Raw genomic sequence first — 24,532 nt, forward strand, 5'->3', positions numbered from 1 at the left:
AGATCCTTGGACGGGTCCCTGCTCTGGAGCTATCGCGCGAGCGGCTGATTGGCGGTCTCGCTGATTGGCGGTCTCTGGGACCATAGCAATGAACAGCAGTCTCACAACTTAGATCAGTGCAAACACCGGCGGCGGCGAGAAGCTAGCCGGCTTGAGCTTGCAGAGCAGCCAAAATCAAACGCGCCCGGTGAGCGCTAAAACGAGCACGATAATGAGGATCAAACCAATACCGCCGCCCGGGTAGTAGCCCCAGCCAGAGCTGTAAGGCCACGTTGGCAAAGCTCCAATCAACAAGAGGATCAAAATGATAATGAGGATCGTCGACAGCATCGCGCGCCTCGCGCAGTCGTTGTGATAAGCTAAAGTGGCGAATTGCGGAATAGTTCCTATCGTAGGCTACCAGTCAGGTGGGTGCGAACGTCCTGCTCGGTGCGACGCGAACGGGCCGACACCGGGCGCTGGATAAGGTTGAACAGTCGGGTCAAATCTTCCCGCGAATGAAGTCCGTGGGGACCAAAGCCACGCAAAGCCAAACGGTCATCCTGCAACCTCGCTCCTCATTTCCTGAGATAACGGCACTCGGGCAAGCGCCGAGGAAGCTCGTCGGCGACATCGGCCGAACCGCATCGTTGTGCTGGTTTACCAGGAGACGGCGGATCAGCGTCTCGCGACCGGCTGGTAGGGCAGGGCGATCGCTGCACGGCCCCGAGGGATTTTGGTCTTTTTCATACCCTCAGCAGGAATGGACCACCGTAGCCCTCCAAGACAGACGCCGCCGCTGTTTGGCAGCTTGCTCGGAACCCATAGACCCCATACCGATTGTCCCGTGGAAGTGCGATGGGTTTCTCAACACAGGCCGCCCAGACACCAGGGCGGACGGGGGCAGCCTTTGATCGACGACCTCTGGTACAAGAATGGCGTTTTCTATTGCCTTTCCGTCGGCACCTATATGGACGCCAATGGCGACGGCATCGGCGATTTCAGAGGGCTGTTGCGGCGGCTGGATTATCTACACGGACTCGGCATCACCGCAATCTGGCTAATGCCATTCCAGCCCTCGCCCGGCAGGGACGACGGCTACGACATCTCGGATTATTATAGCGTCGATCCCCGCTACGGCACGCTCGGCGACTTTATCGAATTTACCCATGGCTGTCGGCAGCGCGGCATTCGCGTCATCATCGATCTCGTCGTCAATCACACGTCCGACCAGCATTCATGGTTTCGTGAGGCGCGGCGTCACAAGGATTCGCCCTATCGTGACTGGTACATCTGGTCCGATAGGAAACCTGCGACTGCCGGCAAGGGCATGGTGTTTCCGGGCGTTCAGAAATCGACGTGGACGCATGACAAGGAAGCCGGTGCTTGGTATTTCCATCGCTTCTACGACTTCCAGCCTGACCTTAATACCTCGAACCCGTATGTGCAGTCCGAGATCCTCAAGGTCATGGGCTTCTGGATCCAGCTCGGCGTCTCCGGCTTTCGCATGGACGCCGTCCCGTTCGTGATCGCGACCAAGGGCGCCAAGGTGCGCAATCCCGTTGAACAATATGACATGCTGCGCGCGTTTCGCGAATTCCTGCAGTGGCGGCAGGGCAACGCCATCATCCTCGCCGAAGCCAATGTGCTTCCAGAAACCGACATGGAATATTTCGGCCGCGACGGCGACCGGATGCACATGATGTTCAATTTTCATGTCAACCAGCATCTGTTCTACGCGCTCGCCTCTGCGGACTCCCGGCCGCTTGCAAAATCGCTGACGGCAACCAAAGTACGACCAGCGACCGCGCAGTGGGGCCTATTCCTGCGCAACCATGACGAACTTGATCTCGGCCGTTTGACACAGGCGCAACGCAAGGCTGTATTCAATGCGTTCGCTCCCGAAAAGAGCATGCAGCTTTACGATCGCGGCATTCGGCGGCGGCTTGCGCCGATGCTTAAGGGTGATCGGCGGCGGCTCGAGCTAGCCTACAGCCTGATCTGCACGTTGCCGGGAACGCCGGTCATTCGCTACGGCGACGAAATCGCGATGGGCGATGACCTCAATCTGCCCGAGCGCGCATGCGCGCGCACGCCGATGCAATGGTCGACCGAACCGCATGCCGGCTTCACCGAAAGCGACCGTCCATGCACACCTGTGATCGACAAGGGGCCATACGGATATGAACATGTCAACGCCGCCAAGCAACGGCGTGATCCTAATTCGATGCTGAACTGGACAGAGCGCATTATCCGGATGCGCAAAGAAGTCCCAGAAGTTGGCTGGGGCGATTTCGAGGTAATCGCAACGCATGATCCGGCCGTGCTCGCGATCCGTTACGACTGGCGCAACAACTCGGTACTATTCATACACAATCTCAACGAGAAGCCACGCGAGGTCTCCTTTGCGGTCGGGCTGACCGGCAAGGCCGGTAACCTTTTGGTCAATCTATTGACGGAAGACCACAGCCGCGCCGACGAGCGCGGCCGTCATACGCTACTGCTCGAAGGCTATGGTTATCGATGGTATCGTGTCGGTGGTCTCGATTACTTGCTCAAGCGCAGCGACATCGATGCAGATGCCGCGGGTAAAACCGGCCATGCCGCGTGAATGATAGCATTTGCAAGCACGCGCTCTCCGTGGGCCCGCATCGTGGGCGACCGTGAACCGGTTGCTCGAATAGTTGAGGTAGCTGTGAACTCCGTCACGCCAAGTGTCGCGGAACGCCTTAACCTGCTGTGGTGAGCTTTCCCATCTTTCACGTCGCGATTTGTCATCGACCATTGGAAGTACTGTTGAACCTGATGCCATATGGTGGATCAAGGTAGATGAATTGAACCTTTCCGCGCAGATCTCACGCTCCGCTTGCCACGTTCTTGTCCGTATTGCGCTCACTTATACGGTAGGAACTTTGGCTCCTTTGGCAGATTGTCAGAACGATTGACCGGAGGAGGCTTGCATGAACCAGTTGATTTATCTGGTGGGACTGATCGTGGTCATTCTCGCTATACTGTCGTTCTTCGGACTTCGATAGGCACGTCATGGATAACGAGCAAGGGTTTGCCGGGTCCGCCGACAACAGGACCGGCCTACGGCTACAATGGAGTCCGGTGTTCGCCGGTGCGCTGGTCGCGGCGGCGCTGTCGGTGATATTGATCAGCTTCGGCGCGGCAGTTGGATTGGGCGTGAGTTCGAGCTCGCCGTCATGGCGCGATGCATCGGCCGCGCTCGCGCTGTTGTCCGGGCTTTATCTGATCCTGCAGGCGCTGGTGAGCTTTGGCGCCGGTGGCTACATCGCCGGCCGCGCGCAGCGCGCGATTGGTGCGACACCTTCCGATGTGACCGAAGGCCGCGACGGACTTCATGGCCTGACAGCGTGGGCGTTCGCCATCATTCTGGGTGCGGCGATTGTCGCACTGGTCGGCCTGTCGACCGCGCGCCCGATGGTACAGAACCGGCCGTCCACGACGGCTGCTGAGCCGCTACTGAGTGCTGAGCTCGATCACCTGTATCGGTCGCTGCGGCGTCCGGCCAATATCGATCTCAGCTACGAACGCGCTGAAGCAGGGCGCATCCTGCTGACCAGTTCAAGCCACGGAGGCGTCAGCGCCGATGATCGCGCCTATCTGGTCCAGCAGGTGGCGGCCTCGACCGGGGTGGCCGCTGTGGAGGCCGAGAAGCGCGTCGACAGCGTCATCGGTGATGCCAGGACCGCCATCCAGCGGTCGCGACGCAGCGCGGTGATCCTGGCGTTCTCGGTTGCCGCGGCGCTGCTGTTCGGTGCGGTCGCCGCCTGGGCGGCGGCCTGCGCGGGCGGCCGGCACCGCGACGGTGCCTGGTTGCCGGAGTGGATGGGCGGCGCGCCCACGACGGCCGTGCCGGTCGTGTGATGAAGTGGTGAAGGTGCTTCAAGGGAGATGATGATGGCAGCGATCTTGGTCATGGATCACACCGGCGACACGACGCAGCATTTCGATCCGAACGACAGCGAACAGCTGGCTTGGGCGAACGCGCGGTTCAACGAACTGACGGCGGAAGGCTACACTGCTGCCGTGCGGCGATCATCCGGCGAAGCCGCGCTGGTCCGCGCGCTGGATCCGACCGCGGAGGAGACCCTGTTCTATCCCAGGCTGGTCGGCGGCTGACCCCATGATGGTCCGTCTGTGCGACGTATCCCTGCGGTCGTTGCTCGGGCGCGCCCCAGCACGGTGCACGCGATCCTGGTTGCGATCCGGGATCGCTGGAATGCCTATGAGAAGATCAGGCACGCGGGATCGTGCTGTTGTCCGCATGGCTTTCGCCGGAGCAGCGGTCGCAATTCGAGAAATACCGGCGTTTCGACGTCACCGGCTCCGACTCCGGCAAGCGTTACCGGATTTGCTACGGGACATCGACCAATGTCTATGAGATGGACGGCCGAGACCGCGTTGTGCTGGGCTGGTGCTTCCGGCCGGTCGGTTCTCTGGTGCCCGGCGACGTGATGCTTGCCCAGAAGATCGCATTGGAAACCAATGAGCGTGCGACGCTCAGGGTGGCTCAGCCGTTCCCCAGCTCCCTTCCACCACGCGCACATTTCGGCCCAGCCGGCTAGAGGCATTGGGCCTGCCGGCCAAGCCATCGGGAACGCGATTTTCTCCGGTGGGTTTGGCTTGCTTGCGGCGGCCACACCGGTCGGTTTCGTCAAATGGAGGGCAGATGGCGCTCAATTTCGAAACATTGAAGGCGACGCTGGTCCTTTACGGCCTCAACGCCGTCTTTGCGATCCTGCTCCTGGTTCTCGGATGGTATGCCTCGGGGATCGCCCAGCGCTTTGTGTCGCGTGTGCTGACCGCCACGCATCGTGTCGACGCGCTTGTTACGGTATTCCTGTCGAGCCTCGCCCGCTATGCGGTGCTCGCGGTGGTCGGCATCGCCGTGCTGCAGCTGTTCGGCATTCAGACGGCAAGCCTGGTCGCGGTTCTCGGCGCGACGTCGCTAGCCATCGGGCTCGCCTTGCAGGGGACACTGTCGAACCTCGCCGCCGGCGTGATGCTGCTGCTGTTCAGGCCGTTCCGGATCGGCGACGACGTCGAGGTCGCCGGCAAGGCCGGCAAGGTGCAGGCCCTGTCGCTGTTCATGACCGAGCTGATTACGGCTGACAACACCCAGATCCTACTGCCCAACGGCTCGGTGTGGGGCAGTGCGATCATCAATCACAGCGCCTATCCCGGCACGGGTGAGGTCAAGGTCTCGTTCCCCGTCCGCGCCGGGCGACCGATCGAGCGCATCGGCGAGCAGATTCTGACGCGCCTGCGCGAGGACTCCCGGATCGAGCCGCGGCCCCCGCCGGAAGTGCATGTCTCCAAGGTGGTCGACATCTCCGATGCGGTGCATCCGATCGTCGAGCTCACGGTCAGCGCCAAGGCCAAGCCGGCCGATGCCGACGCGGTGAAGCAGCGACTCATGGACCTCGTCAGCACGATGCTTACCGACACTGGCGCTGTCTGGCCCGAGCCGTCACGCGCGGCCGGCTAGGGAACGTCGCTCATCCTGCCGGGTTGTCGGATGCCGACTTGCAATTGATATCGCCAAGCACATTGCCAAGGATATCGCTATGGGCGCCAACAGCCGTTCGTCTTCGCTGAGCCTGGTCTTCCGCTCCTACCTTGCAGATCTGCGGCAATGGATCGGGCAGGTGATGACCGGCTACGCGCTGGCATGCGGCTTCCTGCTGGTCGGCGCGGCATCGCTCCTGGTTGCGATCGGGATAGGCGTTGCGGCCGGCTTTCATGCCCTTGAGGTGCGTTACGACATCTGGATCGTATACGCCGTAGTCGGAGGCGCCTTTCTACTTTTTGGGCTCATGGGACTGGTAGTGGGTCGTGTGCTGCTCGCACGTCCCACGCCCGCTGTGCCGCGGCCCGGCCGGCAGGCCGAAATGCTCAAGCGCGCTATCGCAGTGCCCGTCGCGGCACGGTTGATCGCTACCTCCCGGTCGGCAGCGGGGACGGGCGTCGATACCACGACACAGGCACTGGCGGCCGCAGCTGCTGTTCTGCTTGTCGGCTGGTTCGCCGCATCGCGCTTCAGGCGGCGGCCGGACGCGACCCAGGAGTAGCGATGGCGCCGCGCTCCAGTTGGTCAGACGACCTGATGCTTGCCGGTGCAACGGCTCTGGCGACCCTGGCGATCTATCGACATGTGTCCCGGTCGGAGCCGCCGGTCCAACGAGCGCAGGGCCCCGAGCCCGCGCCGGCGGAAACGGTCGATCGCGGACGGCTGGCCGAGACGCCGCTGCAGATTCCGGCCGCCGGCTGGAAGGACATTCTGCTGCGTACCTATCAGGAGATCGACGAGGATCGGCTGCTGGCGACCGCCGCCGGCGTCGTATTCTACGGCCTGCTGGCTATCTTCCCGGCCATCACCGCGCTGGTGTCGAGCTACGGCCTTTTCGCCGATCCATCGACGATCTCGTCCAATCTGCAAAGCCTGGCGCTGATGCTGCCGGAAGGCTCATTCGCCATCGTCCAGGACCAGATTGCCCGCGTGCTCGCGAAGGGTAGCTCGACGCTCGGGCTTACCTTTGCGGTTGGTCTGCTGATCGCGATCTGGAGCGCCAATGCCGGTATGAAAGCGGTGTTTGATGCGCTAAATGTCGTCTACGAGGAGAAGGAAAAGCGTGGCTTCCTCAAGCTCAACCTGATCTCTCTCTCGTTCACGATCGCAGCCCTCGCTTCGATCATGCTGATGGTCGGTGCCGTAGTCGTGGTCCCGCTTTTGCTGCAGCAGCTAGGACTGGGTACGCGGGCCGAACTCATCGTCCGGTTCGGGCGGTGGCCCATTCTGATGGTGCTGCTGCTCATCGCGCTCGCCGTGCTCTACCGTTATGGCCCGAGCCGGGCCGAGCCGCGCTGGCAATGGCTGAGCGTCGGCGCTGTCGCGGCTGCCGTCCTTTGGCTGATCGGTTCGTCGCTGCTTTCCTGGTATCTAGCGAACTTCGGCAACTACAGCGCGACATACGGCACCCTCGGCGCAGCCATCGGCCTGATGACCTGGATGTGGATGTCCGCCATCATCGTGTTGTGCGGCGCCGAGCTGAACTCAGAGATCGAGCATCAGACCGCGGTCGATTCGACCGAGGGGGGTCGCAAGCCCTTGGGTGCACGCGGAGCAAGAATGGCTGACACGCTCGGCAAGGTGCCTTAGCCGGACCTCTGTATGCGGCACCTTGTGTAGGAACCAACGACATGGCTGCGGCTTAGCCAGAATGGTTGAGATCAACGTGCTGGAACGACCGATCGAGCGGATCAAGGAAACCTGCGAGCTGACAGGCATCGCGGACAAGTTCGATCGCGCGCTTCCCCAGCTCGAGACCTTCCTCGAGGCGCGGGTCGCGCAGGGCGAGATAAGCGAGTCGAAGCTGACCTTTGACGGGCTCTGCTACCTGCGACGGCTGCTGACGGCGGCGTAGTGCCTGTCAGGCGGCTCGTCGGTGATTGGTGGCCGTCGTATCGCGCTGATCCCGAACCTTCAAGCAAGCGCCAACGGAGCAGCTCATGGATTTGAAAGGCAAGAAGATCGCTATCCTCGCAACTAACGGTTTTGAGCAGTCGGAGCTTGAAGTGCCGCGTGATCACCTGAAGAAGGCCGGTGCCGCTGTCGACGTCGTGTCGCTCGCCGCGGGCGAGATCAAAGGATGGGACAAGAAGGACTGGGGGCGTCCAGTCAAGGTCGACAAGACGCTCGATCAGGCTACCGCCGCCGATTACGACGCGATCGTCCTGCCGGGCGGGCAGATCAATCCAGACCTGCTGCGGGTCCAGCCCAAGGCGCTGAAGTTCATCAAGGATATTTTCGACGCGAAGAAGATCGTCGCCGCGGTCTGCCACGCGCCATGGCTCCTGATCGAAACCGGGATCGCCAAGGGCCGGAAGATGACTTCGTACAAGTCGATCAAGACCGACGTCATGAATGCCGGGGCGACCTGGCAGGACGCCGAGGCCGTCGTCGATCAGGGAGTCATCACATCCCGAAACCCCGGGGATCTCGAGGCCTTCAGCGCCAAGATCATCGAGGAGGTAAGGGAAGGACGGCATACCAAGCGTAGTGCGGCGTGAGGAGGCAGCCGTGGCATTTTCGCAAGAGATGGACCGATGCATCGAGACCTGTCTATCCTGTTACAAAACCTGTCTCGCGACCGCGATGAACCACTGCCTCGTCACTGGCGGCAAGCATGTCGAGCCAGCTCATTTCCGGCTCATGATGGCCTGCGCGGAAATGTGCCGGACGGCGGCCCACTTCATGTTGATCAACACCCCGCACCACAAGCACACCTGCCGCGAATGTGCGGAGATTTGTGGCGAATGCGCCGAAGATTGCGAGCGCGTCGGCGGTATGGACGAGTGCGTGGCGACGTGCCGTGCGTGCGCGGAATCCTGCCGGAAGATGGCGGCCTGACCGTCGGTCTTTCTCTCGCAGCGATCGCGCCAGCCGGCTGCGCTTAGGAACATCGCTCCGAACACGCCGTTGAGGCCTTTTCGGAGGCACGTCAATGCAAGAGGTCGTCACAGTCACAGCGCATTCGCTCAATCCGGCCTCGACGGCGAGGGTTGGCACGCACCCCATCCATCCGATGTTGGTGCCGTTTCCGATCGCCTGCTTCGTCGGCGCGTTGGTGACCGATATTGCCTACTGGCACACGGCCGAGATGCAATGGGCCAATTTTTCCGCCTGGCTGTTGTTCGCGGGGCTGATCATGGGCGGCCTTGCCGCTAGCGCCGGCCTGATCGACTTCCTGAGCAGTCGCCTGATCCGCGGACTGACATATGCCTGGCTTCACATGATCGGCAACGTGATCGTGATGCTGCTCGCGCTGTTCAACGCCTTCATCCACAGCCGCGACGCCTGGACCTCCGTGGTGCCCACGGGACTGGTGCTGTCGGTACTGACGGTGCTCGTCATGCTGTGCACGGGCTGGCTTGGCTGGGCCATGGTCTATCGTCATCGAGTCGGAGTGGCAGAGTGATGCAGATTGATCTGACACACAACGGCGTTGGCAGACTCGCGGTAGCACTAATGGCTGCAATGTGCGTTGCAGGGTGCAGCAAGGAGACAGCGCCAGACCCGAAAACCCAGATCGGCGCGCGTCCCGATTTGCCGGCGCTGGAGCAGTATCTGATGCCGCCCATGCACGTGGCCTCCGTGGTTGGCTGGAAGCAGGGCGAGAAACCCAGGGTACCGGACAGCCCGCAGATCAATGCGCTCGCGACTGGCTTGCAGCACCCACGCTCGATCTACGTGCTTCCCAACGGCGACATCCTGGTCGTCGAATCCAAGGCGCCGGGGACCGAGCCGATCAAGCGGCCAAAGGACTTCATCATGAAATGGGTGGAGTCGTGGGCGACCTCCGGCGGCGATACCGGCGAAAGCAACCGCATCACGTTGCTGCGCGACGCCAACGGCGACGGCAAGCCTGAGATGCAGAGCACCTTCCTCGACCATCTTCATTCGCCGTTCGGTGTCGCGCTGGTCGGCAACGATCTCTACGTCGCGAACACCGATGCCATCGTTCGATACCCCTATCACGAAGGCGAGACCAAGATCACCGAGCCGGGTCAGACCTTGACCCAGCTGCCCGGCGGGCCGATCGACCATCATTGGACCAAGAGCCTGGTGGCAAGCCCGGATGGGACGCTGCTTTATGTCGGTGTCGGCTCCAACAGCAACATCACCGAGAATGGCATCGAGGCGGAAAAGAACCGCGCCGCGATCCTCGAGGTCGACCGCGCCACCGGCCGTTGGCGGATTTTCGCCAGCGGGCTGCGTAAAACCCCAACGGCCTGACCTTCGAGCCGCAGAGCCAGGCGCTGTGGACCGTGGTCAACGAGCGCGATGAGATCGGCTCCAACCTGGTGCCCGACTATCTGACGTCGGTGAAGGATGGCGGCTTCTACGGCTGGCCCTACAGCTATTTCGGCCAGAACGTCGATCCCCGGGTGCAGCCGCCGCGGCCGGATCTGGTCGCGAAGGCAACCGTTCCGGACTATGCGTTGAGCTCGCACGTCGCGCCGCTCGGGCTTGCCTTCTACACCGGCGATAGCCTGCCGTCGTCCTACCGGGACGGCGCCTTCATCGGCGAGCACGGCAGCTGGAACCGGCCGCAGCTCAATGGCTACAAGGTCGTCTACGTGCCGTTCGCAGACGGCCATCCGAACGGGCCGGCGCAGGACGTCGTCACCGGATTCCTGAGCGAGGAGGAGAAGTCCCGCGGCCGGCCGGTTGGATTGGCGATCGACAAATCCGGCGCGCTGCTGATCGCGGATGACGTCGGCAATACGGTGTGGCGCGTGACCGGCTCGGGGCGGCTCTGACCGCTCATCGGCGGTCTCGCCCGCACCTGCAAGCGATTGGAGAACACCATGAACGATAGCACGATCAAGAAAGTTTCCGTCAGCACGTCCCCGAAGGGGACTATGGGCCAGATCTATCTGGTGTCGGGCAAGCGGGTTGCGATGCGGCTCTGGGACAGCGAACAGCCGCAACCAGGCGTTTCCGATCAGCGCGACTACGAGACGGTTGGATATGTCATCAGCGGTAGCGCCGAATTGACCCTGGAGGGACAAACCATCCGCCTGCAGCCGGGCGATTCCTGGCTCGTGCCTGCAGGAGCGCAGCACCGATATCGCATTCTCGAACCGTTCACCGCGGTCGAAGCCACCGCGCCGCCGGCGCAGGTGCATGGCCGCGACGAGGTCCAATCCTAGAGGCAGACAGTGTCGAACATGCTCGAGGAAAAGCTCAGGGAAGCGATCACCGGCGAATTGAAGCGGCAGGCGGCCAACCGGCCGGATCTGCTTCGCGTACAGGATGCTGGGGAACTGGTGGTCAACGGCACGATCGATCTGGATGCGCTGGTCATGGTGATCGCGGGCTCGGTTGCGGGTGGCCCCTGAGGGAGCGACTTAGGAACCCGACCTACGAACCCATCGCCGCGTCTGCGCTCTTGCGGCAAGCCGCGCCTAGCGTTTTAGCCGCGCTCAGCAGGCATCGCCTTGCTATTTGTCAGTGAGAAACTCGGCGACCTCGTACAGATGAGGATCGATGTCGTCGGTTAGCCGTTCGAACTGGCCCCACGCCTTGCGAAACTCTGGGGATCGGTGCGCGGCCTGCAACTGGTCGCGGCTTTTCCATTGAATGTAATTCACGATACGACGACCATCGAGACTGCGATGCAGGCTGATCGAAATGAACCCCGGTTGACCCCGCATGAATTTGGCTCGCTCTTTCATGAGCGACAAGGCTTCGGTCTGTTTGCCCGGTTCTGCCTCGATGATGGTAATTTGGGTGACTGGCTGTTGGCCGGCTTGGTTCTGCGGCATGACGATCTCCTTTCACGACATTATCGATCGATCTCTCCAAACACGATGTCCAGCGAGCCGATGATAGCCGAGACGTCTGCCAGCAAATGGCCGCGGCTGAGAAAGTCCATCGCTTGCAGATGCGCGAATGAGGGAGCGCGGATCTTGCATTTGTAAGGCTGGTTCGTGCCGTCGGAGACCAAATAGACGCCAAATTCGCCCTTGGGGGCTTCCACCGCGGCGTAAATCTCGCCGGCAGGGACGCGGAAGCCCTCCGTGTAGAGCTTGAAGTGATGAATTAAGGCCTCCATCGAGCGTTTCATCTCTCCGCGGCGAGGGGGAAAGACCTTGTTGTCTTCCGCGGCGACCGGCCCCTGTCCGTCGGGAGCCCGGAGTCTTGCGATGCACTGTCGCATGATGCGCACCGACTGGCGCATTTCTTCCATGCGGATCAGATAGCGATCGTAGCAGTCGCCGTTCTTGCCGACAGGAATGTCGAAATCCATCTCCGGATAGCACTCGTAAGGCTGAGCCTTGCGCAGATCCCATGCTGCGCCGGAGCCCCGCACCATGACGCCGGAAAAGCCCAACCCCCAGGCTTGTTCCAGCGTTACCGTTCCGACGTCGACATTACGTTGCTTGAAGATGCGGCTTGGCGTCAGCAGCCGGTCCAGATCGTCCACCACGCGAAGGAACGGATCGCAGAATGCGTCGATGTCGTCGATCAGCTTCAGCGGAAGGTCTTGATGCACGCCGCCGATCCGGAAGTAGTTTGCGTGCATGCGAGCGCCGGATGCGCGTTCGTAGAATACCATGAGCTTTTCACGCTCTTCGAATCCCCATAACGGTGGTGTAAGCGCTCCGACGTCCATCGCCTGGGTCGTGATGTTGAGAAGATGCGAAAGCAAGCGTCCGATTTCACAGTAAAGCACGCGGATCAATTGCCCGCGCCGCGGCACTTCGATTCCGAGCAACCTCTCTGCCGCGAGACAGAACGCATGCTCCTGGTTCATCGGCGCGACGTAATCGAGCCGGTCGAAGTAGCCGATCGCCTGCAGATAGGTCTTGTGCTCGATCAACTTTTCAGTGCCGCGATGGAGCAGGCCGATATGAGGATCGACGCGACGGACGACCTCGCCGTCGAGTTCCAGCACGAGACGAAGCACTCCGTGGGCCGCGGGATGTTGCGGACCGAAATTGATGGTGAAATTCCGAAGGCCTGCTTCCGCCATGGTGAACTCACGTTGCGGCGCGCCCGGGGTTCGGGGGCCGGCGTAGCCTTGATTCTGTGTGAGCGACTGCCGCGCAGCCCATTGTGGCTGACGCCGCTGGACATCCGCACACGCGTCCCTCGCGTCAGATGCGCGTTGCGCAGCGCAACTCGACCTCGTCCGAGGAGGCGCTCATCGACTGGTCGAACGCGGTCCAAACCGCGATCGTTCCTAAATTCCTTCCCGCCTTATTCAACCTTGCGGGAGGGAAGCAAGGTTCAATGGTTCGTGGGGCCCGCTCTTTGCGCGATCAAGTTATCGTCTGTAAGTAAGCGCAACCCTTCAATTCCGGATCTTGCCATCCGCTCGCATCTGCATTCGTCATCGTGTTGCGATGATCGCTCTTGCCATTCGCTCCGCGAGCATAATCACGGTGAGGTTGGTCGGCGTCGATGGGATCTCCGGAAAAGTCGAAGCATCAACAACCCTCAGACTTTGCACGCGCCGAACCGCTCCGCCGCCGTCCACGACAGCGGAGGCGTCGGCATCGCCACCCATCGGCGCAGTTCCGGATCCGTGATGGTAGGTGTCGAGTTTCGAGCAGAGAACATCGCGGCCATCAGGCTCTAGCCGTTCGCGCTGGTCCAGAGCCCGGCGACAGTTCGATCGTTCGCGAATCTCGATAACGTTGGTAGGCTGCGATGGCACGATTTGCGAGCAGCAGCTTGTTGCGCTGACCTTGCGCGATCAAGAACTGCAGGTTGTTGACGACGAGCGCGCGCGTCTCGGTGTAGTCATCGATTGCGCCCGCGCGATCGAGATATTCGAGCGCAATTTCCGCTGCGCTCTCCGTCAAGAACATTATATCGTCATTCAGACTGACATTTTCAATCCCTCATCCAAATTCAGCGGACTCCGAGAGCGCGCAAGGGTCCGATAGCGGTCGGCTACCGATCGAGGTTTGCGCCGCAGCGGAGGACGCACGAACGATCGACACCTTGCAACTTGCGACATTGATCCACCTTGGGGATCGAGCCGGGTTTTGCTCAAGCAGGGCAAGGAGGCCACGGGTGGAGTGGCCTCCAAAGCGATGTCCGTGCCTGGGTCTACCATTCCTCCCAAGTGTCGCCGCGCCAATAGCCTCGTCCCTCGTGCTCGCGAAAAACGTAGTGCTCGTTGGGACCCCATCGCCAGTCATCGTCATGAACGACCACGCCGGCTGTCGACGGATAGGTATATCGCTCGTGGGTGTGCCAGCATACGTTCCCGCTGCAGACGACGGCGGCCGATGCGCTCATCGCGGACGCCGACAAAGCCCCGGCGCCGATCGCAGCGATTGTTAGCCCTTTGTGCAATAGGTTCATGCGGTTCTCCTTTCGGTTTTCATTGCCGAAAGGCCAACCGGCAATTTCGGCACGTGTTCCTAACCAGCCATGGGAAGCGATCACCGGCGAATTGAAGCGGCAGGCGGCCGGCCGGCCGGATCTGCTTCGCGTGCCGGATGCCGGGGAACTGGCGGTCAACGGCACGATCGATCTGGATGCTTGGTCACGGTGATCGCAGACTCGGTTGCGGGTGGTCCATGACGGGAGCGACTTAGGAACCCATCGCCGCGCCTGCGCTTGTGTTCCCAAGGAGATCGATATGAACAGAAAACCCGTGACGCCGGATTCCGGCCGTTCGAGCGACTGGGGGTCGCATGCGCAAACCGACAAGCCCTGGAAGGGCAATCCCGAGAAGGAGCAGCGCTCCGGACACGCGCGCACCGGCGACGCGAAGCGCTCCGGAGACGATAAGCCGGACCTGGAAAAGTGGCATGAATCGAACACGCATTAATCGGCGAGGATACGATGGCTGCCTTTCACTTCGCGATCGTCAACGACAAGCGTGTGATCGACCAGACCGGCCAGCCGGTCGACGATCGTGACCAAGCGATTGCGATCGCAAAACGCCTAGCCATCGACCTGGCCGAGACCCGCCAGGAATATTTGGGGCGTGGCTACTTTGTCTCCGTCATTGGTATCGACGCACGGGAAATTCACCGCGAGAGCATCGACAGTGCCGAGAAGAGCGGGTGAGGAATCCGATGGATATGGGCTTGGAAATTATCTACGGCATCGGAGCGCTCATACTCCTGACGGCCTTGATTTTCGCGGTGCTGCAACATCACTTCCGCAATAAGCGGGCGGTGCAGAGAGGTGATGAGATCGTTCGCAAGCGATATGAGCGGAACGAGACGTGATGCCGTACGCAGGCCGTGGCCGTCTTGGCTAAGGGCGGTCTGGTCAGTTCAACTCAATCTGAGCTGACATAGTTGGCGCGCCAGAGCAGCACAATGACGATCAGCGCGATGATCGCGGCGGCAATCGCGATCCACGGTACGTAGTCGGCCATTGGCTCACCTTCCGCGCCCGCTCCGCGGGCAAAAGCCACGCGAAGCGGGGCGCAAATCCGGAATCTAGAGTTGCGCGTGTTGGGTCGTCGGTCTTGAGATCTGGCTCAGAGCCGCGCCCGTGCCATCGTTCGGCTGGATCTGGGCGATATCCCCAAGTGCAATGATGCCGACGAGGCGCTTGTCCCGATCCAGCACGGGCAGGCGGCGAACCTGGATCGCCCCCATGTTTTGGGCGATATCTTCGATCTCCTGATCCTCGAAACAATATTTCACCTCGGTGGTCATGATGTCGCCGATCCGTGACTCCGGACCTCGGCCCATGCCGATGCCACGAACCGCGATGTCGCGGTCCGTAATCATCCCGACCAGGCGATCATTGTCGGCAACCGGCAGCATGCCAACCCCCAGCGTTCCCATGGCTTCGGCGACGTCGCGGAGCGTGTCGTCGGGCGTGCACAGCTGGACCTCCGGTGTCATCGCGTCGGATATCTTCATGATCGCCTCTCCATTTGGCTGGTTTTTCAACGGCCCAACGAGGCGGGCAGGATCGTCGTTCCTAACTTTATGCCGCGCTACCTGCCGTTCTCGGTGGTCAACTCGAACGACCTGACGACAAAGTGTTTCTCGACAACACGCAGCAGATCGACCGGCGGAGCGGCGTTTTCCGGACGTCGCCACGAAATCTCAAAGAGATAATCTGCGTTGACCGAGCCATCGTGGCGTCGCTGTTCCTGGAATCGGCCCTTGTAGTGCAGCGGCTTGATCAATGCCGGCAGCGCGTCGATCACGTCGAAGTTGGCTTCGCAGCTCACGGTCAGGGCCGCGCGGTGGCGTCGCGGGATATTCACGTCAACCCATTTGAGGATCGCGAGGGTGACGACCCCAATGGCGGTCGCGACGCAGCCCAGCGCGAGCTGCCCAGCGCCGAGACAAAGGCCGATCACGGTGATCAACCAGAGTGTAGCAGCAGTGGTCACGCCGGTGACGAGGTCGCCCTTCTTGAGGATCGTGCCGCCGCCAATGAAGCCGACACCCGTCAAGATCCCCAGCGGGAGCCGCATCAGGTCCATGACCGCGAAAGAGCCCGAATCCTTCCCTTCGAGGGTGAGAAGCAGATTGGCCAGGATCATCGAGAGAGAGGCGGCGAGGCCAACCAGGATCGTGGTTCGCAGGCCCGCGGCATGTCCGCGGGCACCACGGTCAAACCCGATGATGGCGCTGGCGAGAACTGTCAAAGCGAGGCGGATGGCGATGTCGGTCCAGGTTGGATGAAGCGGCATGTCCCGCTCCGGGCCTAAGATGCGTGGATGGAGCAGGGGGCCTTGCCCGGCCGCTTGAGCGTGCGGTTCAGGACAGTGGATTTCCGCGTATCGTACGGCACCGCATCGGTTCCATTTTCTCGAGAGCCAATGCCGGACGCAAATATTGGTTCCTATGCCCCGCTCGGACGCGGACCGGCCGATCCGAGTAACTTGCAAAGCATCTTGGCGTCGGCTGGCGCCGCGCTCTTCTGATCATTATCGAAATAGACGTAGACGTCACATCCCTGCCGCTTCCAGCTGCGGATGCGCCTTGCCCAATCCAGGAGCTCGGCCGGCTTGTAGTGGCCGCGGTATCGGCCGCCCGGACCGTGGCCGCGGACATAGACAAAATCAGCTGTGCGTTTCCAGGGCGCGGGCGCGTCGTGGTGATCGGAAATGCAGAGCGCGATATTGCGCGCCGCCAGCGTCTTCAGGATGCGTGTCTCGTACCAGCTCGGGTGACGAAACTCGAAGGCATAGCGTCGCCGTCGCTTCAGCAGCTTGAGGAACGACGCCAGCCGGTCGGCATCGACTGAAAAATTCGGTGGCAGCTGAAACAGGACCGGACCGGCCTTGTCGCTCAGCAGTGACCGGCGGTCTTCCAGCAATTTGAGACTGTTGACCGAATTCTCGGAGAGACGCTTCCAGTGTGTGATGAACTTCGACGCCTTCCAGGCGAACACGAAATCCTCGTCAGTGGCAGCGCGCCAGCCCGTGACCGCCTTTTCCGTCGGCGTGCGATAAAAGACGCCATTGAGCTCCGTAGTGCGGAACTGGCTCGCGTAGTAGTGGAGTTGTCGCTTGAGCGGCAATCCCTTGGGAAAGAACGGACCGCGCCAGGACGGATAGTGCCAGCCGGATGTGCCAATCAATACGCGCGCCATGCTGTGGTCCGAGCTCTGGATCAAACTGTCTTTCACGCCGCCGCAACCCGCGCCGCGTCACAGGCCGGCTTGCCAGCCAAGCCTTTGCAGCCGGGCATCGAGCGGCGGTCGAGCGCCAGAAGCGGGCGTCGCCTTCGTTCGCGGCGAATGGTTCAGAGACCGTCTACTCCTTGCCTGGAAGGATGGTCTCCAGCACCTGCCGTGCGGCGCCACGAATCACGCCAACCTCATTGGGGTCGCCCTTAGCCAAGGCAATGGAGAAGTTCTTGGCCTGCTCCAGCGTGATGTGTGGCGGGAGCGGTGGCACCTCCGGATCGGTCTTCACCTCCAGAACCACGGGGACATCGCTCGCCAATGCCTGATCCCAGGCCGGTCCAACGAGGTCAGGCTGATCGACAAAAATGCCGCATAGCCCGATCATCTCCGCGAACCGCGAATAGGAGACGTTAGGGATGCGCTGCGACGCATCGAACTTCGGATCAGCGTTGATGATCCTTTGCTCCCAGGTCACCTGGTTGAGATCCTCGTTGTTGAACACGCAGACGATCCAGCGATGATCCTTCCACTGTCGCCAGTATTTTGCGACCGTGATCAACTCGGCCATGTTGTTCATCTGCATCGCGCCGTCGCCGACCAGTGCGATCACCGGACGGTCGGGATCGGCATATTTGGCGGCGATCGCGTACGGGACGGCTGCTCCCATCGATGCCAGGCCGCCTGAGAGCGAGGCATTGATGCCGCGTCGCATCTTGAGGTCCCGCGCGAACCAGTTGGCGCAGGAGCCGGAGTCACTGGTGATGATGGCGCGGTCAGGAATCCGGGGCGACAACTCCCACGTGACGCGCTGCGGATTGACCGGCTTGGCGGGCTGTCGGGCGCGATCCTCGAGCGTCTTCCACCATTCACGAACGTTGTTCTCGATCGAGTTGCGCCAGCCGTCCGCGGGCTTCTGCTTCAGCCTTGGCAGCAAAGCATGCAGCGTCTCGGCGGCATCGCCGACCAGGCCCACCTCCATCGGAAAGCGGATCGATAGCATGCTGGCGTCGATGTCGATCTGAACGCCGCGGGCGCTGCCCTCCTTCGGCAGGAATTCGGCGTAAGGGAAGGCGGAGCCTATCATCAGCAACGTGTCGCATTCGATCATGAGGTCATAGCTCGGCTCGGTGCCAAGTAGCCCGATCGAGCCGGTGACCCAGGGGAGATCGTCTGGCAACACGGCCTTGCCAAGCAGCGCCTTTGCACACCCTGCCGATAGCCGGTCCGCCACGGCGATAACCTCATTGGCCGCACCAAGCGCGCCGGCGCCGACCAGCATGGCGACCTTTTTGCCGGCGTTGAGAACCCCGGCGGCGCGGTCGAGCTCTGTCTCATGCGGGACGACACGTGGCGGAGCGTAGCCGATGCCGGAGCGCAGCGTGCCATGGGCGCGGGGCGGGTCGTCGTAAGGCTCCTCCTGAAGGTCGTTGGGAAGGATGACGGCAGTCACGGTACGTCGCGCCAGCGCGATACGCGCGGCGCGGTCGATCAGATGGCGAACCTGCGCCGGCGAGGAGGCTTGGGCGACATAGGCGCTGGCGACGTCCTTGAACATCGAGACCAGGTCGAGCTCCTGCTGATACTGGCCACCCAGCGCGTTGCGCGCCTGCTGACCGACGAGCGCGAGCACGGGCTGGTGATCCAGCAGCGCGTCATAGAGGCCGGTGGTGAGATGCGAGGCACCCGGGCCGGATGTCGCGATGCATACCCCGAGACGTCCGGAGAACTTTGCGTAGGCCGATGCCATGAACGCGGCCATCTCCTCGTGACGCGCTTGGATGAACTCGATATCGCCTTTTGCCCGATTGAGCGCGCCGAACACACCGTTGATGCCATCGCCGGGATAGCCGAAAATGTGCCGCACACCCCAGTCATGGAGACGGCGGACGACGAAATCGCTGACGGTCTGGGGCATGAAAACTCGCTGGATAAGGTTGCGCTTGCAATCCTGAACCGCCTGGCCCGCGAGGTGTTCCAATGTGCCGGACGATGCGGGTTCGGTCGCGCTATAGGAACAAGCGGTCCAAAGCGGCGTTCGAGTTCAAACGCGTCGGGCATACGTGCCGAGCAAGCCACGGGGCGAGCATCATGGCGATCGAGTTCAATCACACGATCCTGTCGGCGCGCGACAGCAAGGCCTCGGCTATTTTCCTGGCCGAGATGTTGGGGTTGCCGGCGCCACGGCATTGGGGACCCTTCCAGATGGTGACGACCGCCAACGGCGCTAACCTTGATTATAAGGACACCCAAGCCGACTTCTCGCGTCAGCATTACGCCTTCCTCGTCAGCGAAGATGACTTCGACGCGATCTTCAAACGCATTGGTGAGCGGAAGCTGCCTTACTGGGCGGATCCCGGTCAACAGAGAGCTAGCGAGATCAACGACCACGATGGCGGACGCGGGCTCTACTTCGAGGAGTTGAACGGTCATCTGCTCGAAATCATAACGCGTCCTTATGGCAGTGGCGGCTGGAATCCCTAACGGATCGCAATCGCAGCGGATCAACGCTGATAGAGCAGGCCGAAGGTCAGCGCGATCGCCGCGAACGCTGCAATCGTGCAGGCAAACGCGATGTCGGCGACCGTCGTATTGGTGAGGCTCGACAGCACGCCGACGCCAATCACCGGCAGCGCGTTGCCGATGAAGCAGCAGACGAAATAGGTCGATACGACCGCGGCGCGCTGATCCGCAGGTGCGATCTGGTTGACCACCTGGAGGCTGCCGCGATAGCCGAGTCCGGTGGACACGGCGACGACAATCGTCGCCGCCAGCATGACCCAAAGAGACGCCGAAACCTGCGCGACGACGATTGCCGCGGCTGCGGGGATCATCAGCGCCAGCGACCACAGCATCGAGGTTCGACTGGCGAGCATCTGCGTCGCTACGATGACCAGCGCGACAACGAGGGCGAGCTCGAACAGCAGCGCTCCGCCGGCGGCACGGTTTTCGATGCGAAGGTCGTGCAACAGGATCGACGGCATCAACGAGGCATAGAAGCCGACCAGTGCCATCAAGCCGAAGCCGGTGATGGCAGGAGCTACGAATTGGGCTTGGATCTTACGCGGCAAAGCCAGTTTCGGTTGAATCTCGATCTGCCCACGATCCGGATGTTGCACGGTTTCCCGGGTGAACCAGATCAGCCCGGCGACCGCGCACGCGATAACTAGATAGACCACAAACGACAGCTGCAGCGGCCATGGCGCATATTGCGCGAGCAGCCCCGACAGCACCGCCGCGACACCGAGACCAAGGAAATTGGTGCTGGTGCCGATGATGGCCGCGCGTCCCTTGTCGGCTTCGCCGACCAGCTCGGCGAGCCAGGCATTGCCGGTGCCGCTGGCAAGCCCGACGCCGAGACCGCTGAGGATGCGGCCGGCATAGAGCCAGGCGGTACCGCGGGCGAACAGGAGCACCAAGGCTGCGCCGATCAGGACCGCGATCGCTGATAGTGCCGTGGCCCGCCGGCCGGCGCGGTCGGATGCGCTGCCGAACAGCAGCAACGCTGCGATATTGCCGATCGCATAGACCGCATAGATCAGTGTCAGGGTGATCTGCGAGAAGCCAAATGCCTTCTGATAGATCAGGTACAGCGGCGTGATCAGGGTGCTGAGGCCGAAGGCCGTGGCAAGCAGCATCCCGACCACGGTTAGTGCAGCTGTATTCCGAAGTTCCAACCGATGGTTGCGCACGGCGGCGAAATGCGCCATTCGAATTGCCTCATAAAGCCGGATTAGCGGGCCATCCACGATCGGACCGTTCGTTCCAGGCTCCAGCCGCCGGCAGCCGGATCGGCGGCTGCCGGCGGTCGATCGCTACTTTCGGTCCCTGTCGAGGTCCTGCGCCATTGCGAGATGGTGCTGCAGCGCCGGCAGTGTCTTGCCGGCCCAATCCTTCAGCTTCGGATCGTCGCCGCCCTTGGCGTAGCGTTCGAACAGCGAGACCGCGTCCTTGTGGGCGCTGACCTGCATCGGATCGTATTCGCTGGCGAAATCGTCTACCTTGGTGTTGCGCAGGACGTCGAGCTTCTTCTGGGAACTGTCGTCCAGCCCGGTCGGCAGCACCGACTTCATCTCGCCGCTGACCATCGCCTTAAGCTCTGTACTGGTCTTGGTATGGTCAGTCACCATCTGATCGGCGAATTTCTTCTCCGCCGCATTGCCTTTCTGCTGGGCGATCTTGGCCGCCTCAATCTCCAGCATGTCGCTGGTTGCGGCTTCCTTGATGAAGTCCTCGGTCTTCGGCGCGACGCCAAGTACGGAATTAACGCCGGTCTTCTCACTCACCGATTGGGCTAGTGCGGGCGAAGCCAGCACACAGCTGATGGTAATTGCCAGAACGGTTCCCTTCATCGCGCGTCTCCTCAGGCCGCTTCGGCGTTGATGGCGCTGACGGCGAGCTCGGTCAGCGTTTCGTCCGTTTTCTTTTCCTCGGCCAGGGTCTGGTCGATCAGCTTGACGGCGTCCTTCATGCTGAGCCGGGCCGCCCATGCCTTTAGCGTGCCGTAGCGGGCGATCTCGTAATGCTCGACCGCCTGGGCCGCGGAGACCAGGCCCGGATCTAGCGCTGGCGTGTCGGCATACTCCTCCATGATCTCCTTGCCTTCGTCGAGGATCCCCTCGATGGCGTCGCACTTCTTGCCGCGCGCCGGCTTACCGATCAGATCAAAGATCTGCTCGAGCCGATCGATCTGGCCTTCGGTCTCGTCGTGATGCTTCTCGAAGACGGCACGCAGCTGGTCGGAGCCGGCGGCCTTGGCCATGCGCGGGAGCGCCTTGAGGATCTGCTTTTCAGCGTAGTAGATGTCCTTGAGGGTATCGAGGAAGAGGGCACTGAGGTCTTTCTCCGGCATCGGGTTGCTCCGTGCGGGTTGATATGCACCCACAACCTGCGCTCCGGCTCCTCGTTCCTATCTGCGATGCACGTAGGTCACCGGCGGCTGCGCAGCTTTGCCGCAAGGCTATCAAGGAACGAAGCGTCTGCGCATCCGTTGGACGGTCTCACCTTTCAAACGGAGAATCGCGATGGACTGGAATCGTGTCGAAGGCAACTGGAAGCAGATGAAGGGCAAGGTCAAGGAGCAATGGGGCAAGCTCACCGACGACGACCTCGACGTGATCGCGGGCAAGCAAGATCAGCTCGAGGGCCGTCTGCAGCAACGCTACGGTTATGCCAAGGACCAGGCCGCGAAGGAAGTGAACGACTGGTACGGCCGCCAGAAATGGTAAGCGAGACCGCGCAGCAGGCCCCGCCCTTAGCGGGGCCTTTTGCTTTGTGCGGTTTGGAACGGACGCCGATACGAGACGTTGGAAAATGCTGTTGTCGCTTCAGCCGTGGATATCAATTCAGCCGTGGATATCAATGCCGATCACGGTCCGACCGACCAAGCCCGATATCGCGATTGCGCGCGCCGTCTCGCGCAACACGACGCCGCCGGCCGAGCGCGCCGCATCTATCCTGACATGGGTGGCCGATGAGCACGTGGTTTGTGCCCTGACACTGGGGTGGTGGTTGTGGTGCCGCCGCAAGCCCGAGCCGCAGTGCCTGGCGAGCGACCATCTTCTGATCACGGCGCTGGCCGCGTCGCTCGTTCCACATCTGCTCAAATCGGTCTTCGACCAGGAGCGGCCTGACCGGCTCACCGTTCTCGGGCATCTGCACGGCATTCCCATCTCCGGAAGGGCGAAGGATGCGTTTCCGTCCGGCCACGCCATTCAGGTCGGCGCCATCAGCTCGGCCGCGAGCCAGCTTCCGGAGGGGCAGCGCCGAATGGTTCGAGTGATCGGAGCGTGCCTGATATCGACGCGCGTGCTGCTGCTGGCGCACTGGGCGAGTGATGTCGTCGTGGGGTCGGCGATCGGGGTGGTGCTTGAGCGGCTGATCCGGCGCGCCACCGGGTATGGCCGCCGCAAGCGAGTGTGATCGATGGGGCAGCTTCACAGCCAACCAGGTCCGCATGCGGTGCATCTCTGCATCGACATGCAGCGGCTATTCGAGCCTGGCGCACCGTGGGCAACACCTTGGATGAACCGCGTGCTGCCGTGGATCGTCGAATTGGCACGACATGCACCTGAACGTGCCGTGTTCACCCGCTTCATTCCTCCGCGCTCCAAGCATGACGCGCGCGGGATATGGCGTGCCTATTATGAGAAATGGGAATGCGTCACCCGCGAGCAGCTCGATCCGGGGCTGCTTGAGCTCGTGCCGGCACTCGCCGCCTATGTCCCGCCGGCTGCCGTTGTCGACCGACAAGTCTACAACGCATTCGGCAATGGCCGCCTGCATGCCCATTTGCATACGCTTGGAGTGGATACGATCATTGTCTCCGGTGGCGAGACCGACGTGTGCGTACTCGCTACCGTGCTCGCGGCGGTCGATATCGGCTATCGCGTGATCGTGGCCGAGGACGCGCTGTGCAGCTCATCCGATCGGAGCCACGACGCGCTGTTGCGGCTTTATGCCGAACGATTCAGCCTCCAGATCGAGGTGACGTCCACAACCGATATCCTGCGGATGTGGAGGCTCGACGACTGAGGTCGGGCGCGCGGTCGACGCCTGGGCCTCCGCAACTCGCATGGTTCGAAGGCATCACCCTGAGACAGCCGCGCCATAGGAACCACTGCAAGCGACGCACGTTGCCGGGAAGGGGGCGATAGGTTTCCCATGCGGCGTCGATCATTCCTGCTTTCGCTTGCAGTCTCCTTGGTGAGCACGACATCGCTGAGCCGAGCGGCCCTGATCCACGATCATATGCCGTGGGCTCCATACCCGACCTCGACGCCGGAGATCGAGCGGCTGGGTCCCTGGCAGTTCTTCACGGCGGACGAGGCGCGCGCGATGGAAGCGATCGTCGACCGGATCATCCCTCCTGACCCCGAGACGCCAGGCGGCAAGGACGCCGGGTGTGCCGTGTTTATCGATCGGCAGCTCAAGGGCGCGTACGGCGTCAATGAGGGTCTGTACACGCTCGGTCCCTACATCAAGGGCACCAAAGAGCAGGGGCCCCAATCGCCGATCTCGCATGCAGAGCTTTATCGAAAGGGGCTTGCCGGCCTCGACGCCTTCTGCCGCTCGAACCACAGCGACAAGCCATTTGCCGAGTTGAGCGCCGACGAGCAGGACGTGGTGCTCAAGAAGGTCGAGGCCGGCGAGGCCAAATTCGACGGCGTCGAAGCGCAGGGGTTTTTCGATGCGCTGTTGAAGGACGTTCCGGAAGGCTTCTTCTCGGATCCGATCCATGGCGGCAACCGCGACATGGTTGGCTGGAAGATGATCGGCTTCCCCGGCATTCGCTACGACTACCGCGATTGGGTGCAGCGGCACAACGAACGCTATCCCTATCCACCGGTCAGCATCGCCGGCCGCGCCGACTGGACCCCTGCAAAATCGTGA

At 61.9% G+C, this 24,532-nt stretch carries 34 protein-coding genes and 1 pseudogene; 23 read left to right on the forward strand and 12 right to left on the reverse strand.

The genetic code is table 11. The features are described 5' to 3' along the window. Window positions 1-174: 174 nt before the first annotated feature. Entirely contained in the window at window positions 175-330 is a 156-nt protein-coding gene (locus ABIB78_RS04355; RefSeq protein ID WP_429021871.1) for a DUF3309 family protein, read from the reverse strand. 559 nt (window positions 331-889) lie between these two features. Here ABIB78_RS04355 and ABIB78_RS04360 point away from each other — a divergent pair. The 14 genes and pseudogenes from ABIB78_RS04360 (at window position 890) to ABIB78_RS04425 (ending at window position 10,911) form a co-directional block, all read left to right on the forward strand. After that, a complete protein-coding gene (locus ABIB78_RS04360; protein ID WP_429021873.1) occupies window positions 890-2,590 on the forward strand; it encodes an alpha-amylase family protein in 1,701 nt (566 codons plus the stop codon). Between the two features lie 431 nt (window positions 2,591-3,021). Beyond that, complete coding sequence (locus ABIB78_RS04365) at window positions 3,022-3,870, forward strand: hypothetical protein (RefSeq protein WP_429021875.1); 849 nt, start codon at window positions 3,022-3,024, stop codon at window positions 3,868-3,870. A gap of 33 nt (window positions 3,871-3,903) precedes the next feature. Continuing rightward, entirely contained in the window at window positions 3,904-4,125 is a 222-nt protein-coding gene (locus ABIB78_RS04370; protein WP_429021877.1) for a hypothetical protein, read from the forward strand. A 131-nt stretch (window positions 4,126-4,256) separates the two neighbouring features. Next, window positions 4,257-4,571: a hypothetical protein gene (locus tag ABIB78_RS04375; RefSeq protein ID WP_429021879.1), complete on the forward strand. Its 315-nt coding sequence runs from the start codon at window positions 4,257-4,259 to the stop codon at window positions 4,569-4,571. 104 nt (window positions 4,572-4,675) lie between these two features. Next, a complete protein-coding gene (locus ABIB78_RS04380; RefSeq protein ID WP_429021882.1) occupies window positions 4,676-5,494 on the forward strand; it encodes a mechanosensitive ion channel family protein in 819 nt (272 codons plus the stop codon). 79 nt (window positions 5,495-5,573) lie between these two features. Continuing rightward, window positions 5,574-6,077 carry a hypothetical protein gene (locus tag ABIB78_RS04385; RefSeq protein ID WP_429021885.1) on the forward strand — a complete coding sequence of 168 codons (504 nt, stop codon included), beginning with the start codon at window positions 5,574-5,576 and terminating at the stop codon, window positions 6,075-6,077. Between the two features lie 2 nt (window positions 6,078-6,079). Further along, window positions 6,080-7,165 carry a YihY/virulence factor BrkB family protein gene (locus ABIB78_RS04390; RefSeq protein ID WP_429021886.1) on the forward strand — a complete coding sequence of 362 codons (1,086 nt, stop codon included), beginning with the start codon at window positions 6,080-6,082 and terminating at the stop codon, window positions 7,163-7,165. Window positions 7,166-7,226: 61 nt separating this feature from the next. After that, window positions 7,227-7,430, forward strand: a complete 204-nt coding sequence (locus ABIB78_RS04395; RefSeq protein ID WP_429021889.1) for a hypothetical protein — start codon at window positions 7,227-7,229, stop codon at window positions 7,428-7,430. Between the two features lie 85 nt (window positions 7,431-7,515). Next, on the forward strand, window positions 7,516-8,076 hold the full coding sequence (locus tag ABIB78_RS04400) for a type 1 glutamine amidotransferase domain-containing protein (RefSeq protein ID WP_429021892.1): 561 nt from the start codon (window positions 7,516-7,518) through the stop codon (window positions 8,074-8,076). A 28-nt stretch (window positions 8,077-8,104) separates the two neighbouring features. Further along, window positions 8,105-8,416: a four-helix bundle copper-binding protein gene (locus ABIB78_RS04405; protein WP_429022991.1), complete on the forward strand. Its 312-nt coding sequence runs from the start codon at window positions 8,105-8,107 to the stop codon at window positions 8,414-8,416. 94 nt (window positions 8,417-8,510) lie between these two features. Beyond that, window positions 8,511-8,984, forward strand: coding sequence for a DUF2231 domain-containing protein (locus tag ABIB78_RS04410; RefSeq protein ID WP_429021894.1), 474 nt, complete (start codon window positions 8,511-8,513; stop codon window positions 8,982-8,984). Between the two features lie 50 nt (window positions 8,985-9,034). Further along, window positions 9,035-10,329: pseudogene (locus ABIB78_RS04415) on the forward strand (PQQ-dependent sugar dehydrogenase). 48 nt (window positions 10,330-10,377) lie between these two features. Further along, on the forward strand, window positions 10,378-10,722 hold the full coding sequence (locus tag ABIB78_RS04420) for a cupin domain-containing protein (protein ID WP_429021896.1): 345 nt from the start codon (window positions 10,378-10,380) through the stop codon (window positions 10,720-10,722). Between the two features lie 18 nt (window positions 10,723-10,740). Then, a complete protein-coding gene (locus ABIB78_RS04425) occupies window positions 10,741-10,911 on the forward strand; it encodes a hypothetical protein (RefSeq protein ID WP_429021898.1) in 171 nt (56 codons plus the stop codon). Between the two features lie 102 nt (window positions 10,912-11,013). On the opposite strand, the gene ABIB78_RS04430 is transcribed toward ABIB78_RS04425, so the two are convergent. The 4 genes from ABIB78_RS04430 to ABIB78_RS04445 form a co-directional block, all read right to left on the reverse strand. Next, on the reverse strand, window positions 11,014-11,337 hold the full coding sequence (locus tag ABIB78_RS04430) for an antibiotic biosynthesis monooxygenase family protein (protein WP_429021900.1): 324 nt from the start codon (window positions 11,335-11,337) through the stop codon (window positions 11,014-11,016). A 20-nt stretch (window positions 11,338-11,357) separates the two neighbouring features. Continuing rightward, on the reverse strand, window positions 11,358-12,548 hold the full coding sequence (locus ABIB78_RS04435; RefSeq protein WP_429021903.1) for an NADH-quinone oxidoreductase subunit D: 1,191 nt from the start codon (window positions 12,546-12,548) through the stop codon (window positions 11,358-11,360). Between the two features lie 360 nt (window positions 12,549-12,908). After that, complete coding sequence (locus tag ABIB78_RS04440; protein WP_429021906.1) at window positions 12,909-13,235, reverse strand: GMC oxidoreductase; 327 nt, start codon at window positions 13,233-13,235, stop codon at window positions 12,909-12,911. Continuing rightward, window positions 13,147-13,383, reverse strand: a complete 237-nt coding sequence (locus ABIB78_RS04445; protein ID WP_429023019.1) for a hypothetical protein — start codon at window positions 13,381-13,383, stop codon at window positions 13,147-13,149. Before ABIB78_RS04445 ends, ABIB78_RS04440 begins: the two co-directional genes overlap by 89 nt. A 506-nt stretch (window positions 13,384-13,889) precedes the next feature. On the opposite strand from ABIB78_RS04445, the gene ABIB78_RS04450 reads away from it, so the two are divergent. The 4 genes from ABIB78_RS04450 to ABIB78_RS04465 all read left to right on the forward strand — a co-directional run bounded on the left by ABIB78_RS04450 (window position 13,890) and on the right by ABIB78_RS04465 (window position 14,769). Then, window positions 13,890-14,084 carry a hypothetical protein gene (locus tag ABIB78_RS04450; protein WP_429021909.1) on the forward strand — a complete coding sequence of 65 codons (195 nt, stop codon included), beginning with the start codon at window positions 13,890-13,892 and terminating at the stop codon, window positions 14,082-14,084. Window positions 14,085-14,171: 87 nt separating this feature from the next. Then, window positions 14,172-14,363 (forward strand): hypothetical protein, encoded by a 192-nt coding sequence (locus ABIB78_RS04455; protein ID WP_429021910.1) that lies wholly within the window; start codon window positions 14,172-14,174, stop codon window positions 14,361-14,363. A 14-nt stretch (window positions 14,364-14,377) separates the two neighbouring features. Then, window positions 14,378-14,605: a hypothetical protein gene (locus ABIB78_RS04460; protein WP_429021913.1), complete on the forward strand. Its 228-nt coding sequence runs from the start codon at window positions 14,378-14,380 to the stop codon at window positions 14,603-14,605. Between the two features lie 8 nt (window positions 14,606-14,613). Next, complete coding sequence (locus ABIB78_RS04465; protein WP_429021916.1) at window positions 14,614-14,769, forward strand: hypothetical protein; 156 nt, start codon at window positions 14,614-14,616, stop codon at window positions 14,767-14,769. A 216-nt stretch (window positions 14,770-14,985) separates the two neighbouring features. On the opposite strand, the gene ABIB78_RS04470 is transcribed toward ABIB78_RS04465, so the two are convergent. From ABIB78_RS04470 to ABIB78_RS04485, 4 genes are all read right to left on the reverse strand, one after another. Then, entirely contained in the window at window positions 14,986-15,417 is a 432-nt protein-coding gene (locus ABIB78_RS04470) for a CBS domain-containing protein (RefSeq protein WP_429021918.1), read from the reverse strand. Between the two features lie 77 nt (window positions 15,418-15,494). Further along, window positions 15,495-16,202 (reverse strand): MgtC/SapB family protein, encoded by a 708-nt coding sequence (locus tag ABIB78_RS04475; protein WP_429021921.1) that lies wholly within the window; start codon window positions 16,200-16,202, stop codon window positions 15,495-15,497. A 152-nt stretch (window positions 16,203-16,354) separates the two neighbouring features. Continuing rightward, complete coding sequence (locus ABIB78_RS04480) at window positions 16,355-17,107, reverse strand: DUF72 domain-containing protein (protein ID WP_429021924.1); 753 nt, start codon at window positions 17,105-17,107, stop codon at window positions 16,355-16,357. Window positions 17,108-17,270: 163 nt separating this feature from the next. Then, complete coding sequence (locus tag ABIB78_RS04485; RefSeq protein WP_429021926.1) at window positions 17,271-19,058, reverse strand: thiamine pyrophosphate-requiring protein; 1,788 nt, start codon at window positions 19,056-19,058, stop codon at window positions 17,271-17,273. Window positions 19,059-19,231: 173 nt separating this feature from the next. On the opposite strand from ABIB78_RS04485, the gene ABIB78_RS04490 reads away from it, so the two are divergent. After that, on the forward strand, window positions 19,232-19,624 hold the full coding sequence (locus ABIB78_RS04490) for a VOC family protein (RefSeq protein WP_429021928.1): 393 nt from the start codon (window positions 19,232-19,234) through the stop codon (window positions 19,622-19,624). 20 nt (window positions 19,625-19,644) lie between these two features. Here the strand turns inward: ABIB78_RS04490 and ABIB78_RS04495 are convergent, their stop codons facing one another. From ABIB78_RS04495 to ABIB78_RS04505, 3 genes are all read right to left on the reverse strand, one after another. Further along, window positions 19,645-20,778, reverse strand: a complete 1,134-nt coding sequence (locus ABIB78_RS04495) for an MFS transporter (protein ID WP_429021929.1) — start codon at window positions 20,776-20,778, stop codon at window positions 19,645-19,647. A gap of 177 nt (window positions 20,779-20,955) precedes the next feature. Continuing rightward, the gene (locus tag ABIB78_RS04500; RefSeq protein ID WP_429021932.1) at window positions 20,956-21,492 is read right to left on the reverse strand and encodes a DUF4142 domain-containing protein; all 537 of its coding nucleotides are present in this window, start codon (window positions 21,490-21,492) and stop codon (window positions 20,956-20,958) included. An 11-nt stretch (window positions 21,493-21,503) separates the two neighbouring features. After that, window positions 21,504-21,992 carry a ferritin-like domain-containing protein gene (locus tag ABIB78_RS04505; RefSeq protein ID WP_429021934.1) on the reverse strand — a complete coding sequence of 163 codons (489 nt, stop codon included), beginning with the start codon at window positions 21,990-21,992 and terminating at the stop codon, window positions 21,504-21,506. Window positions 21,993-22,164: 172 nt separating this feature from the next. Here ABIB78_RS04505 and ABIB78_RS04510 point away from each other — a divergent pair, with 172 nt between their 5' ends. The 4 genes from ABIB78_RS04510 to ABIB78_RS04525 all read left to right on the forward strand — a co-directional run bounded on the left by ABIB78_RS04510 (window position 22,165) and on the right by ABIB78_RS04525 (window position 24,532). Further along, window positions 22,165-22,368 carry a CsbD family protein gene (locus tag ABIB78_RS04510; RefSeq protein WP_050420890.1) on the forward strand — a complete coding sequence of 68 codons (204 nt, stop codon included), beginning with the start codon at window positions 22,165-22,167 and terminating at the stop codon, window positions 22,366-22,368. A gap of 133 nt (window positions 22,369-22,501) precedes the next feature. After that, the gene (locus tag ABIB78_RS04515; protein WP_429021936.1) at window positions 22,502-23,062 is read left to right on the forward strand and encodes a phosphatase PAP2 family protein; all 561 of its coding nucleotides are present in this window, start codon (window positions 22,502-22,504) and stop codon (window positions 23,060-23,062) included. A 3-nt stretch (window positions 23,063-23,065) separates the two neighbouring features. After that, a complete protein-coding gene (locus ABIB78_RS04520) occupies window positions 23,066-23,674 on the forward strand; it encodes a cysteine hydrolase family protein (RefSeq protein WP_429021939.1) in 609 nt (202 codons plus the stop codon). Window positions 23,675-23,845: 171 nt separating this feature from the next. Next, complete coding sequence (locus ABIB78_RS04525) at window positions 23,846-24,532, forward strand: gluconate 2-dehydrogenase subunit 3 family protein (RefSeq protein WP_429021942.1); 687 nt, start codon at window positions 23,846-23,848, stop codon at window positions 24,530-24,532.

It is taken from the genome of Bradyrhizobium sp. I1.14.4 (assembly GCF_050435825.1).
Taxonomy (GTDB): Bacteria; Pseudomonadota; Alphaproteobacteria; order Rhizobiales; family Xanthobacteraceae; genus Bradyrhizobium.

Excerpts from the sequence above, each read along its gene's own strand:
- ABIB78_RS04355 (WP_429021871.1), bottom strand. The coding sequence starts at position 330 with ATGCTGTCGACGATCCTCATTATCATTTTGATCCTCTTGTTGATTGGA.
- ABIB78_RS04365 (WP_429021875.1), top strand. The coding sequence starts at position 3,022 with ATGGATAACGAGCAAGGGTTTGCCGGGTCCGCCGACAACAGGACCGGC.
- ABIB78_RS04370 (WP_429021877.1), top strand. The coding sequence starts at position 3,904 with ATGGCAGCGATCTTGGTCATGGATCACACCGGCGACACGACGCAGCAT.
- ABIB78_RS04380 (WP_429021882.1), top strand. The coding sequence starts at position 4,676 with ATGGCGCTCAATTTCGAAACATTGAAGGCGACGCTGGTCCTTTACGGC.
- ABIB78_RS04385 (WP_429021885.1), top strand. The coding sequence starts at position 5,574 with ATGGGCGCCAACAGCCGTTCGTCTTCGCTGAGCCTGGTCTTCCGCTCC.
- ABIB78_RS04390 (WP_429021886.1), top strand. The coding sequence starts at position 6,080 with ATGGCGCCGCGCTCCAGTTGGTCAGACGACCTGATGCTTGCCGGTGCA.
- ABIB78_RS04395 (WP_429021889.1), top strand. The coding sequence starts at position 7,227 with ATGGTTGAGATCAACGTGCTGGAACGACCGATCGAGCGGATCAAGGAA.
- ABIB78_RS04400 (WP_429021892.1), top strand. The coding sequence starts at position 7,516 with ATGGATTTGAAAGGCAAGAAGATCGCTATCCTCGCAACTAACGGTTTT.
- ABIB78_RS04405 (WP_429022991.1), top strand. The coding sequence starts at position 8,105 with ATGGACCGATGCATCGAGACCTGTCTATCCTGTTACAAAACCTGTCTC.
- ABIB78_RS04410 (WP_429021894.1), top strand. The coding sequence starts at position 8,511 with ATGCAAGAGGTCGTCACAGTCACAGCGCATTCGCTCAATCCGGCCTCG.
- ABIB78_RS04420 (WP_429021896.1), top strand. The coding sequence starts at position 10,378 with ATGAACGATAGCACGATCAAGAAAGTTTCCGTCAGCACGTCCCCGAAG.
- ABIB78_RS04425 (WP_429021898.1), top strand. The coding sequence starts at position 10,741 with ATGCTCGAGGAAAAGCTCAGGGAAGCGATCACCGGCGAATTGAAGCGG.
- ABIB78_RS04430 (WP_429021900.1), bottom strand. The coding sequence starts at position 11,337 with ATGCCGCAGAACCAAGCCGGCCAACAGCCAGTCACCCAAATTACCATC.
- ABIB78_RS04435 (WP_429021903.1), bottom strand. The coding sequence starts at position 12,548 with ATGGCGGAAGCAGGCCTTCGGAATTTCACCATCAATTTCGGTCCGCAA.
- ABIB78_RS04450 (WP_429021909.1), top strand. The coding sequence starts at position 13,890 with ATGCGGTTCTCCTTTCGGTTTTCATTGCCGAAAGGCCAACCGGCAATT.
- ABIB78_RS04455 (WP_429021910.1), top strand. The coding sequence starts at position 14,172 with ATGAACAGAAAACCCGTGACGCCGGATTCCGGCCGTTCGAGCGACTGG.
- ABIB78_RS04460 (WP_429021913.1), top strand. The coding sequence starts at position 14,378 with ATGGCTGCCTTTCACTTCGCGATCGTCAACGACAAGCGTGTGATCGAC.
- ABIB78_RS04465 (WP_429021916.1), top strand. The coding sequence starts at position 14,614 with ATGGATATGGGCTTGGAAATTATCTACGGCATCGGAGCGCTCATACTC.
- ABIB78_RS04470 (WP_429021918.1), bottom strand. The coding sequence starts at position 15,417 with ATGAAGATATCCGACGCGATGACACCGGAGGTCCAGCTGTGCACGCCC.
- ABIB78_RS04475 (WP_429021921.1), bottom strand. The coding sequence starts at position 16,202 with ATGCCGCTTCATCCAACCTGGACCGACATCGCCATCCGCCTCGCTTTG.
- ABIB78_RS04480 (WP_429021924.1), bottom strand. The coding sequence starts at position 17,107 with ATGGCGCGCGTATTGATTGGCACATCCGGCTGGCACTATCCGTCCTGG.
- ABIB78_RS04485 (WP_429021926.1), bottom strand. The coding sequence starts at position 19,058 with ATGCCCCAGACCGTCAGCGATTTCGTCGTCCGCCGTCTCCATGACTGG.
- ABIB78_RS04490 (WP_429021928.1), top strand. The coding sequence starts at position 19,232 with ATGGCGATCGAGTTCAATCACACGATCCTGTCGGCGCGCGACAGCAAG.
- ABIB78_RS04495 (WP_429021929.1), bottom strand. The coding sequence starts at position 20,778 with ATGCTGCTTGCCACGGCCTTCGGCCTCAGCACCCTGATCACGCCGCTG.
- ABIB78_RS04500 (WP_429021932.1), bottom strand. The coding sequence starts at position 21,492 with ATGAAGGGAACCGTTCTGGCAATTACCATCAGCTGTGTGCTGGCTTCG.
- ABIB78_RS04505 (WP_429021934.1), bottom strand. The coding sequence starts at position 21,992 with ATGCCGGAGAAAGACCTCAGTGCCCTCTTCCTCGATACCCTCAAGGAC.
- ABIB78_RS04510 (WP_050420890.1), top strand. The coding sequence starts at position 22,165 with ATGGACTGGAATCGTGTCGAAGGCAACTGGAAGCAGATGAAGGGCAAG.
- ABIB78_RS04515 (WP_429021936.1), top strand. The coding sequence starts at position 22,502 with ATGCCGATCACGGTCCGACCGACCAAGCCCGATATCGCGATTGCGCGC.
- ABIB78_RS04520 (WP_429021939.1), top strand. The coding sequence starts at position 23,066 with ATGGGGCAGCTTCACAGCCAACCAGGTCCGCATGCGGTGCATCTCTGC.